17 protein-coding genes are annotated in these 17,804 nt (G+C 69.2%); 10 read left to right on the forward strand and 7 right to left on the reverse strand.

The genetic code is table 11. The features are described from left to right. The first annotated feature begins 39 nt into the window (after positions 1 to 39). From rpmH to ACWGIF_RS14605, 9 genes are all read left to right on the forward strand, one after another. Entirely contained in the window at positions 40 to 177 is a 138-nt protein-coding gene (rpmH, locus tag ACWGIF_RS14565) for a 50S ribosomal protein L34 (protein ID WP_008741645.1), read from the forward strand. A gap of 21 nt (positions 178 to 198) precedes the next feature. Continuing rightward, the gene (gene rnpA, locus ACWGIF_RS14570; RefSeq protein WP_453496258.1) at positions 199 to 573 is read left to right on the forward strand and encodes a ribonuclease P protein component; all 375 of its coding nucleotides are present in this window, start codon (positions 199 to 201) and stop codon (positions 571 to 573) included. Continuing rightward, the gene (gene yidD, locus ACWGIF_RS14575) at positions 570 to 851 is read left to right on the forward strand and encodes a membrane protein insertion efficiency factor YidD (protein ID WP_076043740.1); all 282 of its coding nucleotides are present in this window, start codon (positions 570 to 572) and stop codon (positions 849 to 851) included. The genes rnpA and yidD overlap by 4 nt, the downstream gene beginning before the upstream one ends. A gap of 3 nt (positions 852 to 854) precedes the next feature. Continuing rightward, complete coding sequence (gene yidC / locus ACWGIF_RS14580; protein WP_453496261.1) at positions 855 to 1,958, forward strand: membrane protein insertase YidC; 1,104 nt, start codon at positions 855 to 857, stop codon at positions 1,956 to 1,958. A gap of 15 nt (positions 1,959 to 1,973) precedes the next feature. Further along, positions 1,974 to 2,486 carry a Jag family protein gene (locus ACWGIF_RS14585; RefSeq protein WP_326589132.1) on the forward strand — a complete coding sequence of 171 codons (513 nt, stop codon included), beginning with the start codon at positions 1,974 to 1,976 and terminating at the stop codon, positions 2,484 to 2,486. A gap of 129 nt (positions 2,487 to 2,615) precedes the next feature. After that, positions 2,616 to 3,332 carry a 16S rRNA (guanine(527)-N(7))-methyltransferase RsmG gene (rsmG, locus tag ACWGIF_RS14590; RefSeq protein ID WP_453496264.1) on the forward strand — a complete coding sequence of 239 codons (717 nt, stop codon included), beginning with the start codon at positions 2,616 to 2,618 and terminating at the stop codon, positions 3,330 to 3,332. Between the two features lie 264 nt (positions 3,333 to 3,596). Further along, a complete protein-coding gene (locus ACWGIF_RS14595; protein ID WP_453496267.1) occupies positions 3,597 to 4,685 on the forward strand; it encodes a ParA family protein in 1,089 nt (362 codons plus the stop codon). After that, positions 4,682 to 5,773, forward strand: a complete 1,092-nt coding sequence (locus tag ACWGIF_RS14600) for a ParB/RepB/Spo0J family partition protein (RefSeq protein ID WP_453496270.1) — start codon at positions 4,682 to 4,684, stop codon at positions 5,771 to 5,773. Before ACWGIF_RS14595 ends, ACWGIF_RS14600 begins: the two co-directional genes overlap by 4 nt. A 102-nt stretch (positions 5,774 to 5,875) precedes the next feature. Beyond that, the gene (locus ACWGIF_RS14605) at positions 5,876 to 6,493 is read left to right on the forward strand and encodes a GNAT family N-acetyltransferase (RefSeq protein ID WP_453496273.1); all 618 of its coding nucleotides are present in this window, start codon (positions 5,876 to 5,878) and stop codon (positions 6,491 to 6,493) included. 92 nt (positions 6,494 to 6,585) lie between these two features. Here ACWGIF_RS14605 and trxA read toward each other — a convergent pair whose 3' ends face one another. From trxA to ACWGIF_RS14640, 7 genes are all read right to left on the reverse strand, one after another. Continuing rightward, a complete protein-coding gene (gene trxA / locus ACWGIF_RS14610; protein ID WP_030025741.1) occupies positions 6,586 to 6,927 on the reverse strand; it encodes a thioredoxin in 342 nt (113 codons plus the stop codon). A gap of 62 nt (positions 6,928 to 6,989) precedes the next feature. Beyond that, positions 6,990 to 7,949: a thioredoxin-disulfide reductase gene (trxB, locus tag ACWGIF_RS14615; protein ID WP_453496276.1), complete on the reverse strand. Its 960-nt coding sequence runs from the start codon at positions 7,947 to 7,949 to the stop codon at positions 6,990 to 6,992. Positions 7,950 to 8,072: 123 nt separating this feature from the next. Then, on the reverse strand, positions 8,073 to 9,008 hold the full coding sequence (locus tag ACWGIF_RS14620) for an anti-sigma factor family protein (RefSeq protein WP_453496279.1): 936 nt from the start codon (positions 9,006 to 9,008) through the stop codon (positions 8,073 to 8,075). Continuing rightward, complete coding sequence (sigM, locus tag ACWGIF_RS14625) at positions 9,005 to 9,700, reverse strand: RNA polymerase sigma factor SigM (protein WP_453496282.1); 696 nt, start codon at positions 9,698 to 9,700, stop codon at positions 9,005 to 9,007. The genes ACWGIF_RS14620 and sigM overlap by 4 nt, the downstream gene beginning before the upstream one ends. Before the next feature lie 96 nt (positions 9,701 to 9,796). After that, positions 9,797 to 11,527 (reverse strand): protein kinase family protein, encoded by a 1,731-nt coding sequence (locus tag ACWGIF_RS14630; protein WP_453496285.1) that lies wholly within the window; start codon positions 11,525 to 11,527, stop codon positions 9,797 to 9,799. Between the two features lie 117 nt (positions 11,528 to 11,644). Beyond that, complete coding sequence (gene murJ, locus ACWGIF_RS14635) at positions 11,645 to 13,819, reverse strand: murein biosynthesis integral membrane protein MurJ (protein WP_453496288.1); 2,175 nt, start codon at positions 13,817 to 13,819, stop codon at positions 11,645 to 11,647. A 46-nt stretch (positions 13,820 to 13,865) separates the two neighbouring features. Next, positions 13,866 to 16,130 carry a DUF6049 family protein gene (locus ACWGIF_RS14640; protein WP_453496291.1) on the reverse strand — a complete coding sequence of 755 codons (2,265 nt, stop codon included), beginning with the start codon at positions 16,128 to 16,130 and terminating at the stop codon, positions 13,866 to 13,868. A gap of 186 nt (positions 16,131 to 16,316) precedes the next feature. Between ACWGIF_RS14640 and ACWGIF_RS14645 the strand changes: the two genes are divergently transcribed. Further along, complete coding sequence (locus ACWGIF_RS14645; RefSeq protein WP_453496294.1) at positions 16,317 to 17,783, forward strand: CCA tRNA nucleotidyltransferase; 1,467 nt, start codon at positions 16,317 to 16,319, stop codon at positions 17,781 to 17,783. Positions 17,784 to 17,804: the final 21 nt, after the last annotated feature.

Here is a 17,804-nt window from a genome sequence, read left to right on the forward strand (position 1 = left end):
GATGTCCCGCCACAACGATTCATTCTCTGGAGCCCCCGAGTGAGCAAGCGCACCTTCCAGCCGAACAACCGCCGTCGTGCCAAGACCCACGGCTTCCGCCTGCGGATGCGTACCCGTGCCGGTCGCGCGATCCTCGCGAACCGTCGTGGCAAGGGCCGCGCCGCCCTTTCCGCGTAACAACACGCAGGTCGTGACGTCGTGCTGTCTCCCGAAAATCGGCTGAGGCGGCGCGAGGACTTCGCGAGCGCGGTACGACGAGGTCGTCGGGCTGGTCGCCCACTCCTCGTCGTCCACCTACGTACAAGCGGTGCAACGGACCCGCACGAGTCGGGGGAGATCGATCCCTCGACGCGTGCGGGTTTCGTCGTCAGCAAGGCTGTCGGCAACGCCGTCGTACGGAACCGGGTGAAGCGCCGTCTGCGCCATCTGATCCGCGAGCGGCTCTCGCAGCTGCCCGCCGGTAGCCTGGTGGTGGTACGTGCGTTGCCCGCAGCGGGTGACGCCGGCCCCGACGAACTGGCCCGGGACCTGGATGCCGCTTTGATGCGGCTCCTGGGAGGCGTCGCTCGATGAAGTACCCGCTGCTCGCTTTGATCAAGCTGTACCAGTGGACCATCAGTCCGCTGCTCGGCCCGGTGTGCCGCTACTACCCGTCGTGTTCGCACTACGGGTACACGGCCATCGACCGGCATGGTGCGGTGAAGGGGACGGCTCTGACCGCCTGGCGGATCCTGCGGTGCAATCCGTGGTCCCCGGGTGGCGTGGACCACGTCCCACCCCGTAAACGCCCGCGTTGGCACGAGCAGCTGCGCAGTGCGTTGCGTAGATCTCGCAATGCTCAAGGAGCCTGATTAGTGGACACGATTGCCGGTCTGTTCAGCTTTATCACCACACCCGTCTCATGGATCATCGTCCAGTTCCACAGCCTGTACGGGGCGATCTTCGGGGCGGACAGCGGATGGGCCTGGGGCCTGTCCATCGTGTCCCTGGTGATCTTGATCCGTATCTGTCTGATCCCGCTTTTCGTGAAGCAGATCAAGGCGACGCGGGGCATGCAGGCGCTCCAGCCGAAGATGAAGGCGATCCAGGAGCGCTACAAGAACGACAAGCAGCGCCAGTCCGAAGAGATGATGAAGCTCTACAAGGAGACGGGCACCAACCCGCTCTCCTCGTGCCTTCCCATCCTGGCGCAGTCGCCGTTCTTCTTCGCGCTGTACCACGTGCTGGCGAACATCGCCGATGGCAAGACCATCGGGGTGATGGACCAGCAGCTGGTCGACAGCGCCCGTGAGGCCAAGATCTTCGGCGCGCCGATCGCCGCCAAGTTCATGGACAGCTCGGAGAAGGTCGCGGCCCTGGGGGCCACGCTGACGGACGTCCGGATCGTGACCGCGGTCATGATCATCATGATGTCGCTGTCGCAGTTCTACACCCAGCGCCAGCTGATGCAGAAGAACGTCGACCTCTCGGTCAAGACGCCGTTCATGCAGCAGCAGAAGATGCTGATGTACATCTTCCCCGTGATCTTCGCGGTCATGGGCATCAACTTCCCCGTCGGTGTCCTCGTCTACTGGCTGACCACGAACGTGTGGACCATGGGTCAGCAGATGTACGTGATCAACCAGAACCCGACGCCGGGCAGCAAGGCGCAGGACCAGTACCTGACCCGCGTGCTCAAGCACGTCAGCTCGCACGGTGAGCTCAAGGGTCGGGGCAGGAAGAAGGTTGTCGCGGCGATCGTCGCCAAGGGCCCGGACCGCAACGACAACGAGCGCAAGTTCATCACGGCTCTGTCGAAGCAGGGCATGGCCGCCCAGCCGGACGGCTCCGTGATCAAGAGTGCCGTGGCCACGGCAGACTCGGATGCGGCGAGCGGCGGTGCCGCGAAGCGGCAGCAGCCGAAGCGGCAGTCGAAGTCGCAGCGTCAGACGCCCAGCAAGCCCTCTCCCAAGAAGTAAGAAGGAGTCCCTCCCGTGACGGAAGGCACCACCACCGCCGCCGCTGAGAGTGGCGACACCCTGACCCGCCTCGAGCAGGAGGGTGAGATCGCGGCCGACTACCTCGAGGGTCTGCTGGACATCGCCGACCTGGACGGCGACATCGACATGGACGTAGAGGCCGACCGGGCCGCGGTGTCGATCGTCAGTGACTCCGCCGGCCGCGACCTGCAGAAGCTCGTGGGTCGCGACGGTGAGGTTCTGGAGGCTCTGCAGGAGCTGACCCGTCTCGCCGTGCACCGGGAGACCGGGGACCGCAGCCGGCTGATGCTGGACATCGCCGGTTTCCGCGCGAAGAAGCGCGAGGAGCTGGCGGCGCTCGGCGCTCAGGCCGCGGCGGACGTCAAGGCGTCCGGTGAGCCGATGAAGCTGGCTCCGATGACCCCGTTCGAGCGGAAGGTCGTCCACGACGCCGTGGCGGCCGCCGGTCTGCGGAGCGAGTCCGAGGGCGAGGAGCCGCAGCGCTTCGTCGTCGTGCTCCCGGCCTGACCGCCGACGCGAGTATCCGGCCCCGTCTGTCTCGCAGGCGGGGCCGATGTTTGTCAGCCTGGCATGTGAACGACGCGGCATGTTCGAGACGTGGTTTTCAGAACCATGCGGTACGGAAGGACGGTCCCCGTGACGGAGGCAGCTGAGCTTCCCCCGGCGCCGGAAGAGGCGCGCGCGGTATTCGGTGAGTTTTTCCCGGAAGCTGTGCGGTATGCGGAGCTGCTGGCGGATGCGGGAGTCAAGCGAGGCCTGATCGGGCCGCGTGAGGTGCCGCGACTGTGGGAGCGGCACCTGCTGAACTGCGCTGTGCTGTCCGAGGTGGTGCCCCAGGGTGTCACCGTGTGCGACGTGGGTTCGGGTGCGGGTCTTCCCGGCATCCCGCTGGCTCTGGTGCGACGCGATCTCAAGATCACCTTGCTTGAGCCGCTGCTGCGGCGGACGACCTTCCTCCAGGAGGCCGTGGAGCTGCTCGGCCTGGACCACGTCACGGTGATGCGCGGGCGTGCCGAGGAGGTTCTCGGCACGCTGCAGCCGGTGCACGTGGTGACGGCGCGCGCAGTGGCTCCGCTGGACCGGCTGGCCGGCTGGGGTGTGCCCCTGCTGCGTCCCTACGGCGAGATGCTGGCGCTCAAGGGCGACACCGCCGAGGAGGAGCTGGTGTCGGCGAAGACGGCGCTGGCGAAGCTGGGTGTGGTGAAGACCTCGGTGCTGCAGGTGGGCGAGGGTCTGGTGGATCCGCTGTCGACGGTGGTTCGGGTCGAGGTCGGCGAGAGCCCCGGTGGGGTGAGGTTCGCGGCCAAGCGGGCTAAGGCGGCACGGGTGGGTCGCACCCGTCGGCGTCGTTGATCTTCCGAAGTGCAGGGTTCACGGGGAGATTTCGTCTGCGTTGGGCCCTATAGGTATGGATTTCGGAGTGTCGTAGCGGCCTGAAGACTCCGTCCGGGCATCGTGTTTCACGTGAAACGTCGCTCTCTGCTGCACGGAATCATCAGCCGCGGTCGTGCGGCTGCGACCCCCCTTCACCGCAAGGACGCAAGGGGGACGGAGTTGTCCACAACGGTGGATTCATCCACAGGAGTACGGGCCCCGCTGGTTCGCGACCCGGGTGACATGGGAGGCTCTGTTCATCGCGAGCCTGATGTCGAGGAGAGTGACACCGTGCGGTCCGACGCCAACCTCGCGGGGCCGATGGCCGATCCGGTCCCCGGTCCCCGCTCTGAAACGGCGGGGGAGGATGTTTCACGTGAAACATCGCCTCCGCCCCTTGTAGACAACGACACCCCCATCGGTCGATCCGCCCAGCTGGCGGTCGAGGCGCTGGGGCGCGCCGGTGAGGGCCTGCCCCGGCCGCAGCAGACCCGGGTCATCGTGGTCGCCAACCAGAAGGGCGGCGTGGGCAAGACCACGACGACCGTGAATCTGGCGGCCTCACTGGCGTTGCACGGGGCACGCGTCCTGGTGGTCGATCTCGACCCGCAGGGCAACGCGTCCACGGCGCTGGGCATCGACCACCACGCCGATGTGCCGTCCATCTACGACGTGCTCGTGGACAGCCGGCCCCTGCTGGAGGTCGTCCAGCCGGTGGTGGACGTGGAGGGACTCTTCTGCGCTCCGGCCACGATCGACCTGGCGGGTGCCGAGATCGAGCTGGTGTCGCTCGTGGCGCGGGAGAGCCGTCTGCAGCGGGCGATCCAGGCGTACGATCAGCCTCTGGACTACATTCTGATCGACTGTCCTCCCTCGCTCGGGCTGCTGACGGTGAACGCGCTGGTGGCCGGTGCGGAGGTGCTGATCCCGATCCAGTGCGAGTACTACGCGCTGGAGGGCCTGGGTCAGCTGCTGCGCAATGTCGATCTGGTGCGCGCCCACCTCAACCCGACGCTCCATGTGTCGACCATCCTGCTGACGATGTACGACGGCAGGACCCGGCTGGCGTCGCAGGTGGCCGAGGAGGTGCGCAGCCACTTCGGCAAGGAGGTGCTGCGGACGAGCATCCCCCGGTCGGTGCGCATCTCCGAGGCGCCGAGCTACGGGCAGACGGTGCTCACGTATGACCCGGGTTCCAGTGGTTCCCTCTCCTATCTGGAGGCGGCGCGAGAGATCGCGTTTCGGGGGGTCGGAATGCAGTACGAGGCTCGGCACCCCCATCTGGGACCGGGCATGAACAGCACGCAGAGTGTGGCGGAGGGGATCCAGTGAGCGAGCGACGTAGAGGCCTTGGGCGAGGGCTCGGTGCGCTGATCCCCGCGGCTCCACAGGAGAAGACGCCGCCGGTGATCAATGCCGGGTCGACGTCTCCGTCGGCGGTTCCGGTCATGACGTCGGAGCGCGGGATCGCGGCGGCGAAGCTGGCTTCGCTGGCGCAGGCGGATGTTTCACGTGAAACATCGCTCGCGGTCGTCCCGGTGGCCGAGCCGGAAGCGGTGGTGGCCGAGACCGAGGGAGTGGCGGGAGCAACGTTCGCGGAGCTTCCCATGGACGCGATCACGCCGAACCCGCGGCAGCCGCGTGAGGTGTTCGATGAGGACGCGCTCGCCGAGCTGGTCACCTCCATCCAGGAGGTGGGTCTGCTCCAGCCCGTGGTGGTGCGGCAGTCGGCCCCCGGCCGCTATGAGCTGATCATGGGTGAGCGGCGTTGGCGTGCCTGCCGGGAAGCCGGGCTCGCGGCCATTCCGGCGATCATTCGGGCGACGGATGACGAGAAGCTGCTCCTGGACGCTCTGCTGGAGAACCTGCACCGGGCGCAGCTGAACCCGCTGGAAGAGGCTGCGGCCTACGACCAGCTGCTGCAGGACTTCAACTGCACCCACGATCAGCTGGCCGACCGGATCGGGCGCTCGCGTCCGCAGGTGTCGAACACGCTGCGGCTGCTGAAGCTGTCGCCGTCGGTGCAGCGCCGGGTGGCTGCGGGCGTGCTGTCGGCGGGCCATGCGCGGGCGCTGCTCTCGGTGGACGATTCCGAGGAGCAGGACCGGCTGGCGCACCGGATCGTGGCCGAGGGCCTGTCGGTGCGTGCGGTCGAGGAGATCGTGACGCTGATGGCGTCGGAGCCCTCGAGCGCGGTCAAGCCGAAGGGTCCCCGCGCGGGCACCCGGGTGGCGCCGGCGCTCAGTGAACTGGCGACGCGGCTGTCGGACCGCTTCGAGACGCGGGTGAAGGTGGATCTGGGCCAGAAGAAGGGCAAGATCACCGTTGAGTTCGCGTCGATGGAGGACTTGGAGCGCATTCTGGGGACGCTGGCTCCGGGCGAGGGCCGGGTTCTGGAACAGGGTCTTTCCGGGGAGTGATCCCCGCGCCGCCGAGGGGCGGATCGTACTGGTGCGAACCGGTGCGGTCCGCCCCTTCGCTTTGCTGTCGAAGAACGCTGGACCAGTGGATACGATGCGGTCATGGGTCGTCGGCTGGTACCGCTCACGCTGGACAACCTCCAGGACTTGCCCCGTCGTTGCCGGTCCTGCGTGTTCTGGGAACTGGATCCGGTCAGTGGCGAGGCCGCCGTGAAGGCGGGTAACGCGGCACTGGAGAAAGAGGCGTGGATCTCCGCTGTGCTGCTGGAGTGGGGATCCTGCGGCCGAGTGGTCTATGTGGACGACGTCCCGGTGGGGTTCGTGCTGTACGCGCCGCCGGCGTACGTTCCGCGGGCCACGTCGTTTCCGACCAGTCCGGTCTCGCCGGACGCGGTGCAGCTGATCACCGCGTGGATCATGCCGGGGTATCAGGGGCAGGGGCTGGGACGGGTCATGGTCCAGACGGTGGCGAAGGATCTGCTGCGGCGGGGTTTCCGGGCGATCGAGGCATTCGGGGACGCGCGCTGGGACGGCCCGGCGTGCCTGTTGCCCGCGGATCATCTCCTGGCGGTGGGCTTCAAGACGGTGCGTCCGCATCCGGCGCATCCGCGGTTGCGGCTGGAGTTGAGGTCGACGCTGTCGTGGAAGGAAGACGTGGAGCTGGCGCTTGACCGCCTGCTGGGCGCGGCGCGCAAGGAGCCGGCGCTGCGTCCGCTGTGAGCGGGACGCGCGAAACGGGGCCGCCCCCTGGGAGGGGACGGCCCCGTTTCACGTGAAACTCACCCAGCCACCGCTGGATGGGGCCCCGGAAGTCAGGCGGTCTTGACCTCGACGAAGTCGGAGAGGTCGCGCAGGATGGCGGCCTTCGGCTTCGCACCGACGATGGTCTTGGCGACCTCGCCACCCTGGTAGACGTTCAGGGTCGGGATGGACATGACGCCGTACTTGGCGGCCGTGGCCGGGTTCTCGTCGATGTTCAGCTTGACGATCTCGATCTGGTCGCCGTATTCGGCGGCGATGGCCTCGAGGGACGGCGCGATCTGGCGGCACGGTCCGCACCAGGCGGCCCAGAAGTCCACCAGTACGGGCTTGTCGCTCCTGAGGACCTCGGCATCGAAGTCAGCGTCGGTCACATTCTTGAGGGTGCCGGCCACAGCGGCCTCCTTCTTCATTCCTGCGGGGTGTGGGGCGGGGAGTGGTGCGTGGGTCAGACCGGTCAGACCGTCGCGTGGGCCTTCTCGGCGTCCGCGAGGGCGGCGAGGAAGCGCTCCGCGTCGAGGGCGGCGGAACAACCGGTGCCCGCGGCTGTGATGGCCTGACGGTACGTGTGGTCCACGACGTCACCGGCGCCGAACACGCCGGTGACGCTGGTACGGGTGGAGGGGGCGTCGACCTTGAGGTAGCCCTCTTCGTCGAGCTCCAGCTGGTCCTTGAACAGCTCGGTGCGCGGGTCGTGGCCGACGGCGATGAACAGGCCGGTCACGGGCAGCGCGGAGGTCTCACCGGTCTTGGTGTTGCGCAGGGTGAGGCCGGAGAGCTTCTGCTCGCCGTGGATCTCGGCGACCTCGCTGTCCCAGGCGAAGGTGATCTTCGGGTCGGCGAAGGCGCGGTCCTGCATGGCCTTGGAGGCGCGCAGGCTGTCGCGGCGGTGGACGATCGTGACGGACTTGGCGAACCGGGAGAGGAAGGTGGCCTCCTCGATCGCGGTGTCGCCGCCGCCGACGACGGCGATGTCGTGATCCTTGAAGAAGAACCCGTCGCAGGTGGCGCACCAGGAGACGCCGCGGCCGGAGAGGGCGTCCTCGTTGGGCAGGCCGAGCTTGCGGTGCTGCGAGCCGGTGGTGACGATGACGGCCTTGGCCCGGTGCACGGTGCCGGCGGTGTCGGTGACGGTCTTGATCTCACCGCTGAGGTCCACGGCCACGACGTCGTCCGGGACCAGCTCGGCGCCGAAGCGCTCAGCCTGGCCACGCATGTTGTCCATCAGGTCCGGGCCCATGATGCCGTCCTGGAACCCGGGGAAGTTCTCCACCTCGGTGGTGTTCATCAGGGCGCCACCCGCGGTGACGGCACCTTCGAAGACCAGCGGCTTGAGCGAAGCGCGTGCGGTGTACAGGGCGGCGGTGTAGCCGGCCGGCCCGGATCCGATGATGATCACGTTTCGGACGTCGCTCACGGGTTACTTCCTCGTCTCTGCGGACTGCGTGCTGCCTACCGGGGGCCGGTGCGGACTCTCACCCCACCCAACGGATCCTACGGCGCATGCATTCCCCCACTCGCCCGTGTGGAACGGAACGTCTCAGCTTCGGGGATAGGTGTGCGTCAGGAGGACCTTGCCGGGAGTGGCCGGGGCGGCGCTCTCGCATGTGGCGTCGACGAGGTAGGCGTCCACCCGTGAGGAGTCGCCCGGATGCGGCAGGACGAGGAGGTACACGGCGGTGCCCTGGTAGCTGCCGCGCTCGGAGGCGAGCGGGGCGTCGGGGCGGCCGGTGGCTTCCTGGACACAGGCGGGCACGGCCGGCGCCGCGCGCTTGTCTCCGGGGGCGACCCCGGAGTCGGGAGTGGTGTTCTCCATCCCGTAGGTGTTGTTCTGCTCGCCGGGGGCGGTCTTGGCGGCCGGGCCCGCGGTGATGAGCTGCCGGACGCTCTCCTGGAGGCCCCGAGCGGTGTAGTGGGCGCCGCCGGTGGTTCCGATCGGCGGCTGGGCGGCGGAGACCGAGGCATCGCCGCTGGTGGCGGCGTCGCGGTTCGGGGTGCCGGAGAAGTCTCCGAAGAGGAAGAGGCCGAGGGCGCAGGCGGCGGCTCCGGCCATGCCTCCGAGTACGGCGATCCGCCGGCGGGCTCGGCGCCGCCCGGGCCCGGTAGGGCCACTCGGGTGACCGGCAGGCGATGTTTCACGTGAAACATCGCGGTCCGCCGTGCGGGGCCGGGCGGCCGGGGGGGCCTCGGCCCGGGGCTGGGTGGCGTCGAGGAGGGCCTCGGCGGCGAGGGCCGCGTCGATGCGGCCTGCGATGTCGCCGGGCATACGGGCCGGCCCCGGGAGGGTGCCGAGGAGGGAGCGGATCTCCTCCAGGGAGGCGCGGACGTCGGCACACAGGGCGCAGTCGCCGAGGTGGCGCCGTACTTCGGCGGTGCGGGACGGGGAGAGGAGTCCTTCGGTCAGGTCGGAGATCTCCGAGACGTCCGGGTGCCGGATCGTTCCGGTCGTGCCGGGCCTGCCAGTCGCCGGGGTCATGGTCGTCCACCTCCGCCCTTCACAGCGTCTGGGTCTGAGTGCCTGCGTTCTGCCGCTGGTGGGACGGGCGTCCCCGGCGTCCGGTTCCTTCCCCGCTCGGTGGCGCTGTTATCCACGGCATTCGAGCGCAGATGAGTGAGGAGGGGGACGAGTTTCGCCCGACCGCGTGCGCAGCGGCTCTTCACGGTGCCGGTGGGAACGTCGAGGATGCGGGCGGCCTCGGCGACGGGATATCCCTGCATGTCGACGAGGACGAGGGCGGCCCGCTGGTCGGCCGGGAGGGTGCTGAGAGCCCCCAGGAGCTCGCGGTGGAGGTCCTGGCGCTCCGCGGGGGCCTCGGCGGACTCGTGGGGCTCCAGGAGCCGCTCCAGGCGGTCCGTGTCGTCGAGGGGCGCGGTCCTGCGGGAGGCTGCCTTGCGGGCACGGTCGAGGCAGGCGTTGACGGTGATGCGGTGCAGCCAGGTGGTGACGGCGGATTCCCCGCGGAAGGTGTGGGCGGCCCGGTAAGCGGAAACCAGAGCGTCCTGCACGGCGTCGGCGGCCTCCTCGCGGTCGCCGAGCGTACGCAGCGCCACGGCCCACAACCGGTCGCGGTGCCGCCGCACGATCTCCCCGAAGGCGTCGGGGTCACCGGCCACGTGCAGCGCCAGCAGGTCCGAGTCGCTGGCATCCTCGGCCTTGGCCTTGCGCATCACACCTCGCCTCCCGGGGGGAGATTACGGCTTGAGTGGGGGAAACACGCGGGTCCGCCGTGCCGGTGGCGCAGCGGACCCTGCGGGATCGGATGTCTAGGAGACCTGACCAATGACCTTGATCTCGTTGACGCCTCCGCGGTAGCCCCCCTCGCCGTCCGAAGGCAGATCGGTGATGTGGATCAGTACATACCGCGTGCGTACCGGGGTTTCGAGGGTGGTTTCCAGCTTCTTCTGCGCGACCTCCAGCTTGGTGAGCTGCTGGGAGAAGTCGGAGAGGGAGTCCGGGTCGGAGGCCTCCTGGGGCGCGGCGAGAACCTGGATCTTCTGCCCGGCGACGTAGAGGTCCACGTCGAGACCGGTCACGTTCTGGACGCTGCCGAGGTCCACGACGATCCCGCTGCCGTCCTTGCGGCCGGGGAGGTTGCCGAAGTTCGAAAAGCCCAGGTACTGCGGGGTCACCCACCCCGCTTCCCCGCTGCCGTCGATGGTCTTCGAGGCGAGTTCGGGCTTGACCTGGTCCTCGCCGCCTATGGCGAGGACCCTGGCGTGAGACAGCTTCAGAGGCTTGCCCGGCTCACTCGTCGGGCTGTCGTCCGTGCCCGTCTTGGTGTTGCTGGTGCCGCTGTTGCCCTTCTGGGTTCCGTGGTCCAGGAGGGTGTCGGCCAGCTGCCAGCTGCCCAGCCCGAGGGCGGCGATGAGCAGGGCCGCAACACCCCACTTCAAGGCCCGACCGGTACGGCTCTGCAGTGGCGGCGGAGGAGGCGCGACAGCTCGGCTCTGGGCGGTGGCCACGCCGGGAGGCATGGGACGGCCGTAGGTGCCCTGCTGGTAGGTCGTGTGCTGGTACTCCGGCGGGGCCGTGAAGGCGGGCTCCGGGGGCCGGATACGGGGCATCGCGGCCACGGCCTTGGCCAGCTCGTCAGGGGTGGTGAAGGCGGGCTCCTGACGGGAGGCGGTGGCCCCGTCGTTGGCGAGTGCGCGCATGGCGAGTTCGCCCAGGCCCCGGTGGACGCCGGCGCGTACCTGGTCGGGAGGGATCAGGCCCACGCCCTTGGGCAGGCCGGTGAGACCGTACGCGTCGTTCTCGTACGGCCAGCGCTGGGTGAGGGCGGCATACAGGAGGGCGCCGATGGCCTCGGTGTCGGCACGCTGCGGGGTATCGCTGGTGATGCCGCGCAGGGCGGCGTTCACGGCGAGGCCGCGGATGCGGTACTGGCCCGTGGAGGTGCGCAGTATCGCGCTGGGTGTCAGTCGCAGATGGGAGAGGCCTTCGCGATGGGCGGCGGCCATCGCCTGGGAGATCTGGGTGACGAGCTGGTAGGCCTCGTGGGCCTCCAGCGGACCTGCGGCGAGGAGCGCGGTGAGTTCGGTCGCGTCGGGGAGCCACTCGTGGACGACGTAGACGAGGTCGTTCTCCTCCACCGCGTCGAGGACCTGGACGAACCGGGGGTCACCGAGGAGGGCGGAAGAGCGCGCGGCGGCCAGGACGGATCGTGCCCGCGCGTGGTCGGCGGGCATCAAGTGGACGCCCACGGCCCGGCGCAGTTTTTCGTCCATGGCGCGCCAGCTGCTGAATCCGTCCACACGGGTGACGCACTCTTCCAGCCGATAGCGTCTGGCGAGCTTGTGGCCGCTGTGGAGTTCGGGTGCGGCCGCAGGGGCCGCGTTCGTGCGTTCGCCGTCCTTGTCGGGCATGGGTCCGTCCGCGGCTCGTCCGTTCTGGGTGTCCACCCCGTCGGACGTGGCCTGTGCCGCCTGAGCGGCCAGCGGCTCATCGCCACTGTTGTCGGCCACGTCGACGGCAGCCGTGCTACGTTCCGCCACCGTCGTTCCTGCCTCCCCATCCGTTGCGCGCTGTAGGCCAGTCTGCGAAGCCATGCCAATTGTGCCCACAGTCCGACGCTATGCACGACACACGAAAGGGGGCGACGGTTGTGCGCATCAGCGCCCCAAACGTCCGCGGACCATTCCGACCATCGCGTTGAGCTCTTCGATCCTCATCCGCTTGGCGGCGATGAGGAACACGGCGGCCAGGGCGATCCCGCCGGCGAGGAGGGCGGTGGCGGAGCCCAGGACTCCGCTGCCAAGCCACTGGGTGACTCCGTAGGCGGCGCCACCGGCCACGACGGCGGCGGGGACACAGGCGCCGATGAGGCGGGTGTAGGTGCGCATCACGTGGGCGCCGTCGAGGTCACCGCCGAGCCGGGTGCGCAGGCGGCGCCAGGCGACGCCGACGCCGACGGTGTAGCCGAGGCCGTAGGCGGCGGCCATGCCGACGACCGCCCACCGGGCGGGGAGCACGAAGAAGGATGCCGCGGAGACCGCCGCGTTGACGGCGGCGACGATGACCGTGTTGTAGAAGGGCGTTCGGGTGTCCTCGTAGGCGTAGAAGCCGCGCAGGACGACGTACTGGACGGAGTAGGGGATCAGGCCGAGGCCGAACGCCATCAGGATGTAGCCGATGTTCTGGGCGCCGGAGCCGGAACCGGCGTAGAGCAGGGTGGCCATCGGTACGCCGAGCGCGAGGAACGCGAAGGCGCAGGGAACGATCGCGACGGCCGAGGTGCGCAGTCCGTAGGAGATGTCGTCGCGTACCGCGGCGGCGTCCCCGTCGTGGGCGGAGCGGGAGATGCGGGGCAGGACGGCCGTCATGACGGACACGGTGATGATCGCCTGAGGCATCTGCCACAGCAGCAGCGCGTAGTTGTATGCGGTGATACCGGTACCGGGGTGCCCCTGCTTCTCGGCGACGGATCCGGCCCAGGTCGCGAGCTGGGTGACGACGACCAGGCCGACCTGGTTGGCGAGGACGAAGAAGAACGTCCACTTCGCCAGGCGGGCTGCCTTGCCGAGGCCGTGGCCCTTCCAGTCGAAGCGAAGGCGCGGCTTGAATCCCGCATCGCGCAGATAGGGGAGCATCGCGAGGGCCTGCACGGTGAGGCCGAGCAGGGTGCCCAGGCCCAGCAGACGCACGCCGTCGGCGGTGACGGTGGCGGCGTTCACGCCGGAGGTGGTGAAGCCGCCGAAGGCCCAGATGAAGGCGCCGAAGGTGGCGATGACGACGATGTTGTTGAGGACCGGGGTCCACATCATCGCCCCGAACCGGCCGCGGGCGTTGAGGATCTGACCGAGGACGACGTGGATGCCCATGAAGAACATGGTGGGCAGGCAGTAGCGGGCGAAGGCGACCGCGACGTCCATCTGCTGGGGGTCGGAGGCGATCTTCGGCGACATCATCGTGATGAACACCGGTGCGGCCAGGACACAGATGGTGGTGATGCCGGCCAGCAGGACCACGACGAGGGTCAGCAGCCGGTTGGCGTACGACTCTCCCCCGTCGCTGTCGTTCTTCATGGCCCGGACCAGTTGCGGGATGAAGACGGCGTTGAGGGCGCCGCCACCGACCAGCACGTAGATCATCGTGGGCAGGGTGTTGGCGATCTGGTACGTGTCGTTGAAGGTGCCGACGCCGATGGCACCTGCGATGACCAGCGTCCGCAGGAAGCCGGTGATGCGGGAGACGATCGTGCCGGCGGCCATGAGCGCGCTGGACTTGAGGAGGCCGGCGGCGCGTCCGGCGGGCTTGCTCGGTGCCGGGGCGGCGACCGGGGCGTCCTCGACAGGGGTGCGGGGCGCCGCCTCCTGATCGCGGTAGAGGTGTGCGAAGGCGTCGGGTTCGGGCTGGTCGTCCGAGGCCTGGGTGACCAGGGAGTCCACGCCGACGAACTGGGTGGTGGTGGCGCGGTCGCCGTACGGCAGGTGGCGCGACGGGCCGTCCGGCTCCGGCGGCGGGGTCTGGGCCCAGACACGCGGGTCGGGAGAGTACGAGGGAGCGTCCGGTGCCGCGTAGAGCGGGCCGGGCTCCTGGTAGGTACCGGGCGGCGGCGGGGGGTGTGAGGCCCGGTCGTAGAGGACCTCGGCGACGGGGTCCTGGGCGGACAGGTCCTGAGACCGGTACGGGTCGTAGTCGTAGGCATCCTGGACATACGGGTCGCGGTCCGGCGCGGGCGCAGGCGCGGGAACCTGCCCGGGCACCGGGGTGCCCGGGGCAGTGCCCTGGGAGGGCGCAGGCCCACCAGTGCCCTGCGCGCGGTCACCGTCGTACGGCGCGTTCATCGAAACCCCACCTCATCGTCCCCAGGCCGACCGGCCACGGCATCGCTCAACGGTCCACTGTCTCACCCGTCCCGGACCCCTCGGTGCTTTGCGGTCCGGTGTCCGGGGACTCGTCACTCTGCTGCGTGCTCTCCTCGGCGGCCGCGCGTGCCGCCACGCGCTTGCGGCTGGCGTACATCTTGATGCCTGCCAGGACCAGGAGGAACACACCGCCGGCGATCACGAGCATGACCGTGGGGGTGATCTCGGTGGCCTCGATGGTGAACTTGCGTTCCTTGCCGTAGGGGACGCCGTCCTTGGTGAAGAGCTGCGCAGTGACCTCGACGGGACCGCTCGCCGTGGCGTTCGCGGGGAACTTGACCGTCTGCGTGTGGTCGCCCTGGACCGTGACCTGCTCCTCGGCCTGGCCGCTGGCGCCGAACATCAGACGGGTCGGATTGGCGGACTTCACCCGCAGGACGAGGTGGTGGACGTCCTGGACGAGGCTGTTCTGGACGCTGACCGGGATGGTGGCGCTGTGTCCGGACAGGGTGGCGTCTGACTTGGGGATGACCTTGACCTTCTCGGTCAGACCGATCAGGTAGTCCTGCACCTGGTCCCGGTAGAGGCGGGCCTCCTCGGGACGCCCGCGCCAGGACGTGGACATCTCCCGGTTGGTGGTGTTGCCGAAGGGGATCTCCACGCGCTCGGGCGCGGCGAGGATGACCTTGAAGTGGTCGAGGGTGTTCTGCGTGGTGCGGATCTTCTCGAAGGCCGATACCGGCAGTTCCTGCTTACGCAGGGCCTCGGGGTACTGCCCGGCGCCGGGCACCTGGGTGGTGGCCCGGGGATCGGGCTTGGCGGCGGCCGCGGCCTCGAGGTCCGCAGGCTGCGTCCAGCGGCCCGCCTGGAGCCCGCGTACGGCGGCGGCCATCGTCTGCACCTGGCTGACCGTGGGCCTGCGCTGCGGGGCGACGACGAAGCTGCGCTGCTCGTCGGTCTTCTGCAGGTTCAGGGCGAGGCTGTGGGCGAGGAACCGCTGTACGGCGAGGGTGGAGCTGCCGGCGTTCAGCATGTCGCCCTCGAAGGCGGTGGACAGCTCTGCGTCCGCCACGACGGCGGTGGTGCCGGCGCCGATGGGCCGGGCGGCCGAGGGCGTGTAGCCGAGCGCTCCGCTCTCCACCAGGCTGTCGCTGCGGGTGAGGACGTTGTGGGCGCCGGCCGAGGTGGCGACGTTGACGATCGAGGGGTCGATGGCGCCGTCCACAGGCCAGGAGAAGTCGGTGGACGCAGGCACGTGCAGGACCGTCTCGACGGCCTGCTTGGCCTTGTCGGTGGCGGGGCGCAGCTGGCCCAGGGTGCCCGAGACGTCCTTGCCCTGGTGGGCGAGTGAGGCGAGGTCGGGATCGGCGAAGGGCAGGGCGACGACCTTCTTGCCCTGCACGGCGGCTTCAAGTGAGCTCAGCCACTGCTCGGCGACGGCCTTGTTCTTCCCCTGGACGGACTTTCCGCCCGGTCCGCGGACCCGGTAGCCCTTGGTCATCGCGTCGACCGTGTAGAGCAGGTCGGGATCGATGACCCAGGTGATCGGCAGGTCCTTGCCGAGGGTGACCATCTGCTCCAGGCGGCCGCCCGAGCGGAGTTCCTCGGCGAGGGAATCGTCGAGGAAGACCGGGGTCTGAAGTTCGTCGGAGCCGGTCTCCGCCGTCACGCGCGTGGTGGAGATCAGCGGCCAGGCGTAGGTGAGCTGGGACCGCTTGGCGGCTGCCTCCGGCTGCCACGGCAGGAAGGTCCGCTCGATGCCCAGAACCTGTTCGGACGGTCGGCTCTCGGTGACTCCGGACAGGGAGACGCCGAGCTGGTAGACGCCGTCCTTGTCCAGCTCGAGCTTGTTCACCGGGATCGTGAGGGTGAAGGGGTGGCTGACCTTCGACGGCAGGGAGGCAATCTTCACCGCGTGGGCCGGGTCGATCTCGCCCGGGTCGGTGCCGGCCCGGAAGCCGTTGCGCTCCGCCGCATCGTCGATGGAGGCGCGGTCCGCCAGGGCCGGCCCGACGCGCAGGCCGACGTGTGCCTCGGTGATCGTCTCGGGGCCGGTGTTGACCACGGTGCCCTGGATGGTGAGGGTGTCGCCCTTGACCGGCGCGCTGGGGGCCAGGGAGACCAGCTGGACGTCGACGGAGGAGGCCTGCGCGGCCTCTGCCTTCGTGGCGGGCGAGTAGACCAGCCCGGCGAGCACGGGCGTCCCGGCGAGCAGTACGATCGCGCGCCGCAGCCATCGACGCCGGACAGGAGCGGGGGTCGCCCCCTGGATGTCTGCCGCCTCGGCCACGCGTTAGCCCGTTCCTCGAAGTGTCAGTGCTCGTCTTTTGTGCGTCCACGCATGGTAACGAGGCCCGCTGTGTGCGAGTGCCGCACCTTGCTCCACATGATCGGCTCGGCGCCGGGGCGGCCGGGTCCCGGGGTGGCCGCAAAACGGGGCGACCCCCGGCGGGCGGGGCACGTACCCTTTTCAGTTGTGCCGAACGCCAACGAAGACAACCCCAGTGCCCTGAGTCAGGTGCAGCGCCGCGCGGTCAGTGAACTGCTGCGGGTCGCTCCTGTCGCCGACGAGCTCGGCCGCCGATTCCAGGAGGCGGGCTTCCGCCTCGCCCTGGTCGGCGGGTCCGTCCGCGACGCGCTGCTGGGGCGTCTCGGCAACGACCTCGACTTCACCACCGATGCCCGACCCGAGGACGTTCTGAAGATCGTCCGGCCGTGGGCCGACTCGGTGTGGGACGTCGGCATCGCCTTCGGCACGGTCGGGGCGCAGAAGAGCGCCCGCGTCGCAGACGCGGCGCGGAACTTCCAGATCGAGGTGACGACGTACCGGTCGGAGGCCTACGACCGGACGTCGCGCAAGCCCGAGGTCTCCTACGGCGACTCCATCGACGAGGACCTGGTCCGGCGTGACTTCACGGTCAACGCGATGGCCTTGGCCCTGCCGGAGCAGGAGTTCATCGACCCGCACGGCGGCCTGGAGGACCTGGCCGCCGGCGTGCTGCGCACTCCCGGCACCCCGGAGGACTCCTTCTCCGACGATCCGCTGCGCATGCTGCGCGCGGCCCGGTTCGCCGCGCAGCTCGACTTCGAGGTCGCCCCCGAGGTCGTGGTGGCGATGAAGGCCATGTCCGACCGCATCGAGATCGTTTCGGCGGAGCGGGTCCAGGCCGAGCTGAACAAGCTGATCCTGTCCGCCCACCCTCGCCAGGGTCTGGGACTGCTGGTGGACACCGGGCTGGCCGACCGTGTGATTCCCGAGCTGCCCGCGCTGCGGCTGGAGAGTGACGAGCACCACCGGCACAAGGACGTCTACGACCACTCGCTGATCGTGCTGGAGCAGGCGATCGCCCTTGAGGAGGACGGCCCGGACCTGGTGCTGCGGCTCGCCGCCCTGCTGCACGACATCGGAAAGCCCCGCACCCGCCGCTTCGAGAGTGACGGCCGGGTCTCCTTCCACCACCACGAGGTGGTGGGCGCGAAGATGACCAAGAAGCGGCTCACCGCTCTGAAGTACTCCAACGACATGATCAAGGATGTGTCCCGGCTGGTGGAGCTGCATCTGCGCTTCCATGGATACGGCGACGGGGAGTGGACTGACTCCGCCGTACGGCGCTACGTCCGCGACGCCGGTCCGTTGCTGGAGCGCCTGCACAAGCTGACCCGGTCCGACTGCACCACACGGAACAAGCGCAAGGCCAATGCCCTCTCCCGTACCTACGACGGTCTTGAGGAGCGCATCGCGCAGCTGCAGGAGCAGGAGGAGCTGGATGCGATCCGGCCCGACCTGGACGGCAACGAGATCATGCAGGTGCTGGACGTCGGGCCGGGTCCGGTGATCGGCAAGGCCTATGCCTTCCTGCTGGAGCTGCGGCTGGAGAACGGCCCGATGGGGCGTGACGCCGCCGTCGCCGCGCTCAAGGAGTGGTGGGCCGCGCAGGCCTGACCTCCGCACGCCGGGGTCGAT

It is taken from the genome of Streptomyces sp. NPDC054849, from assembly GCF_053610945.1.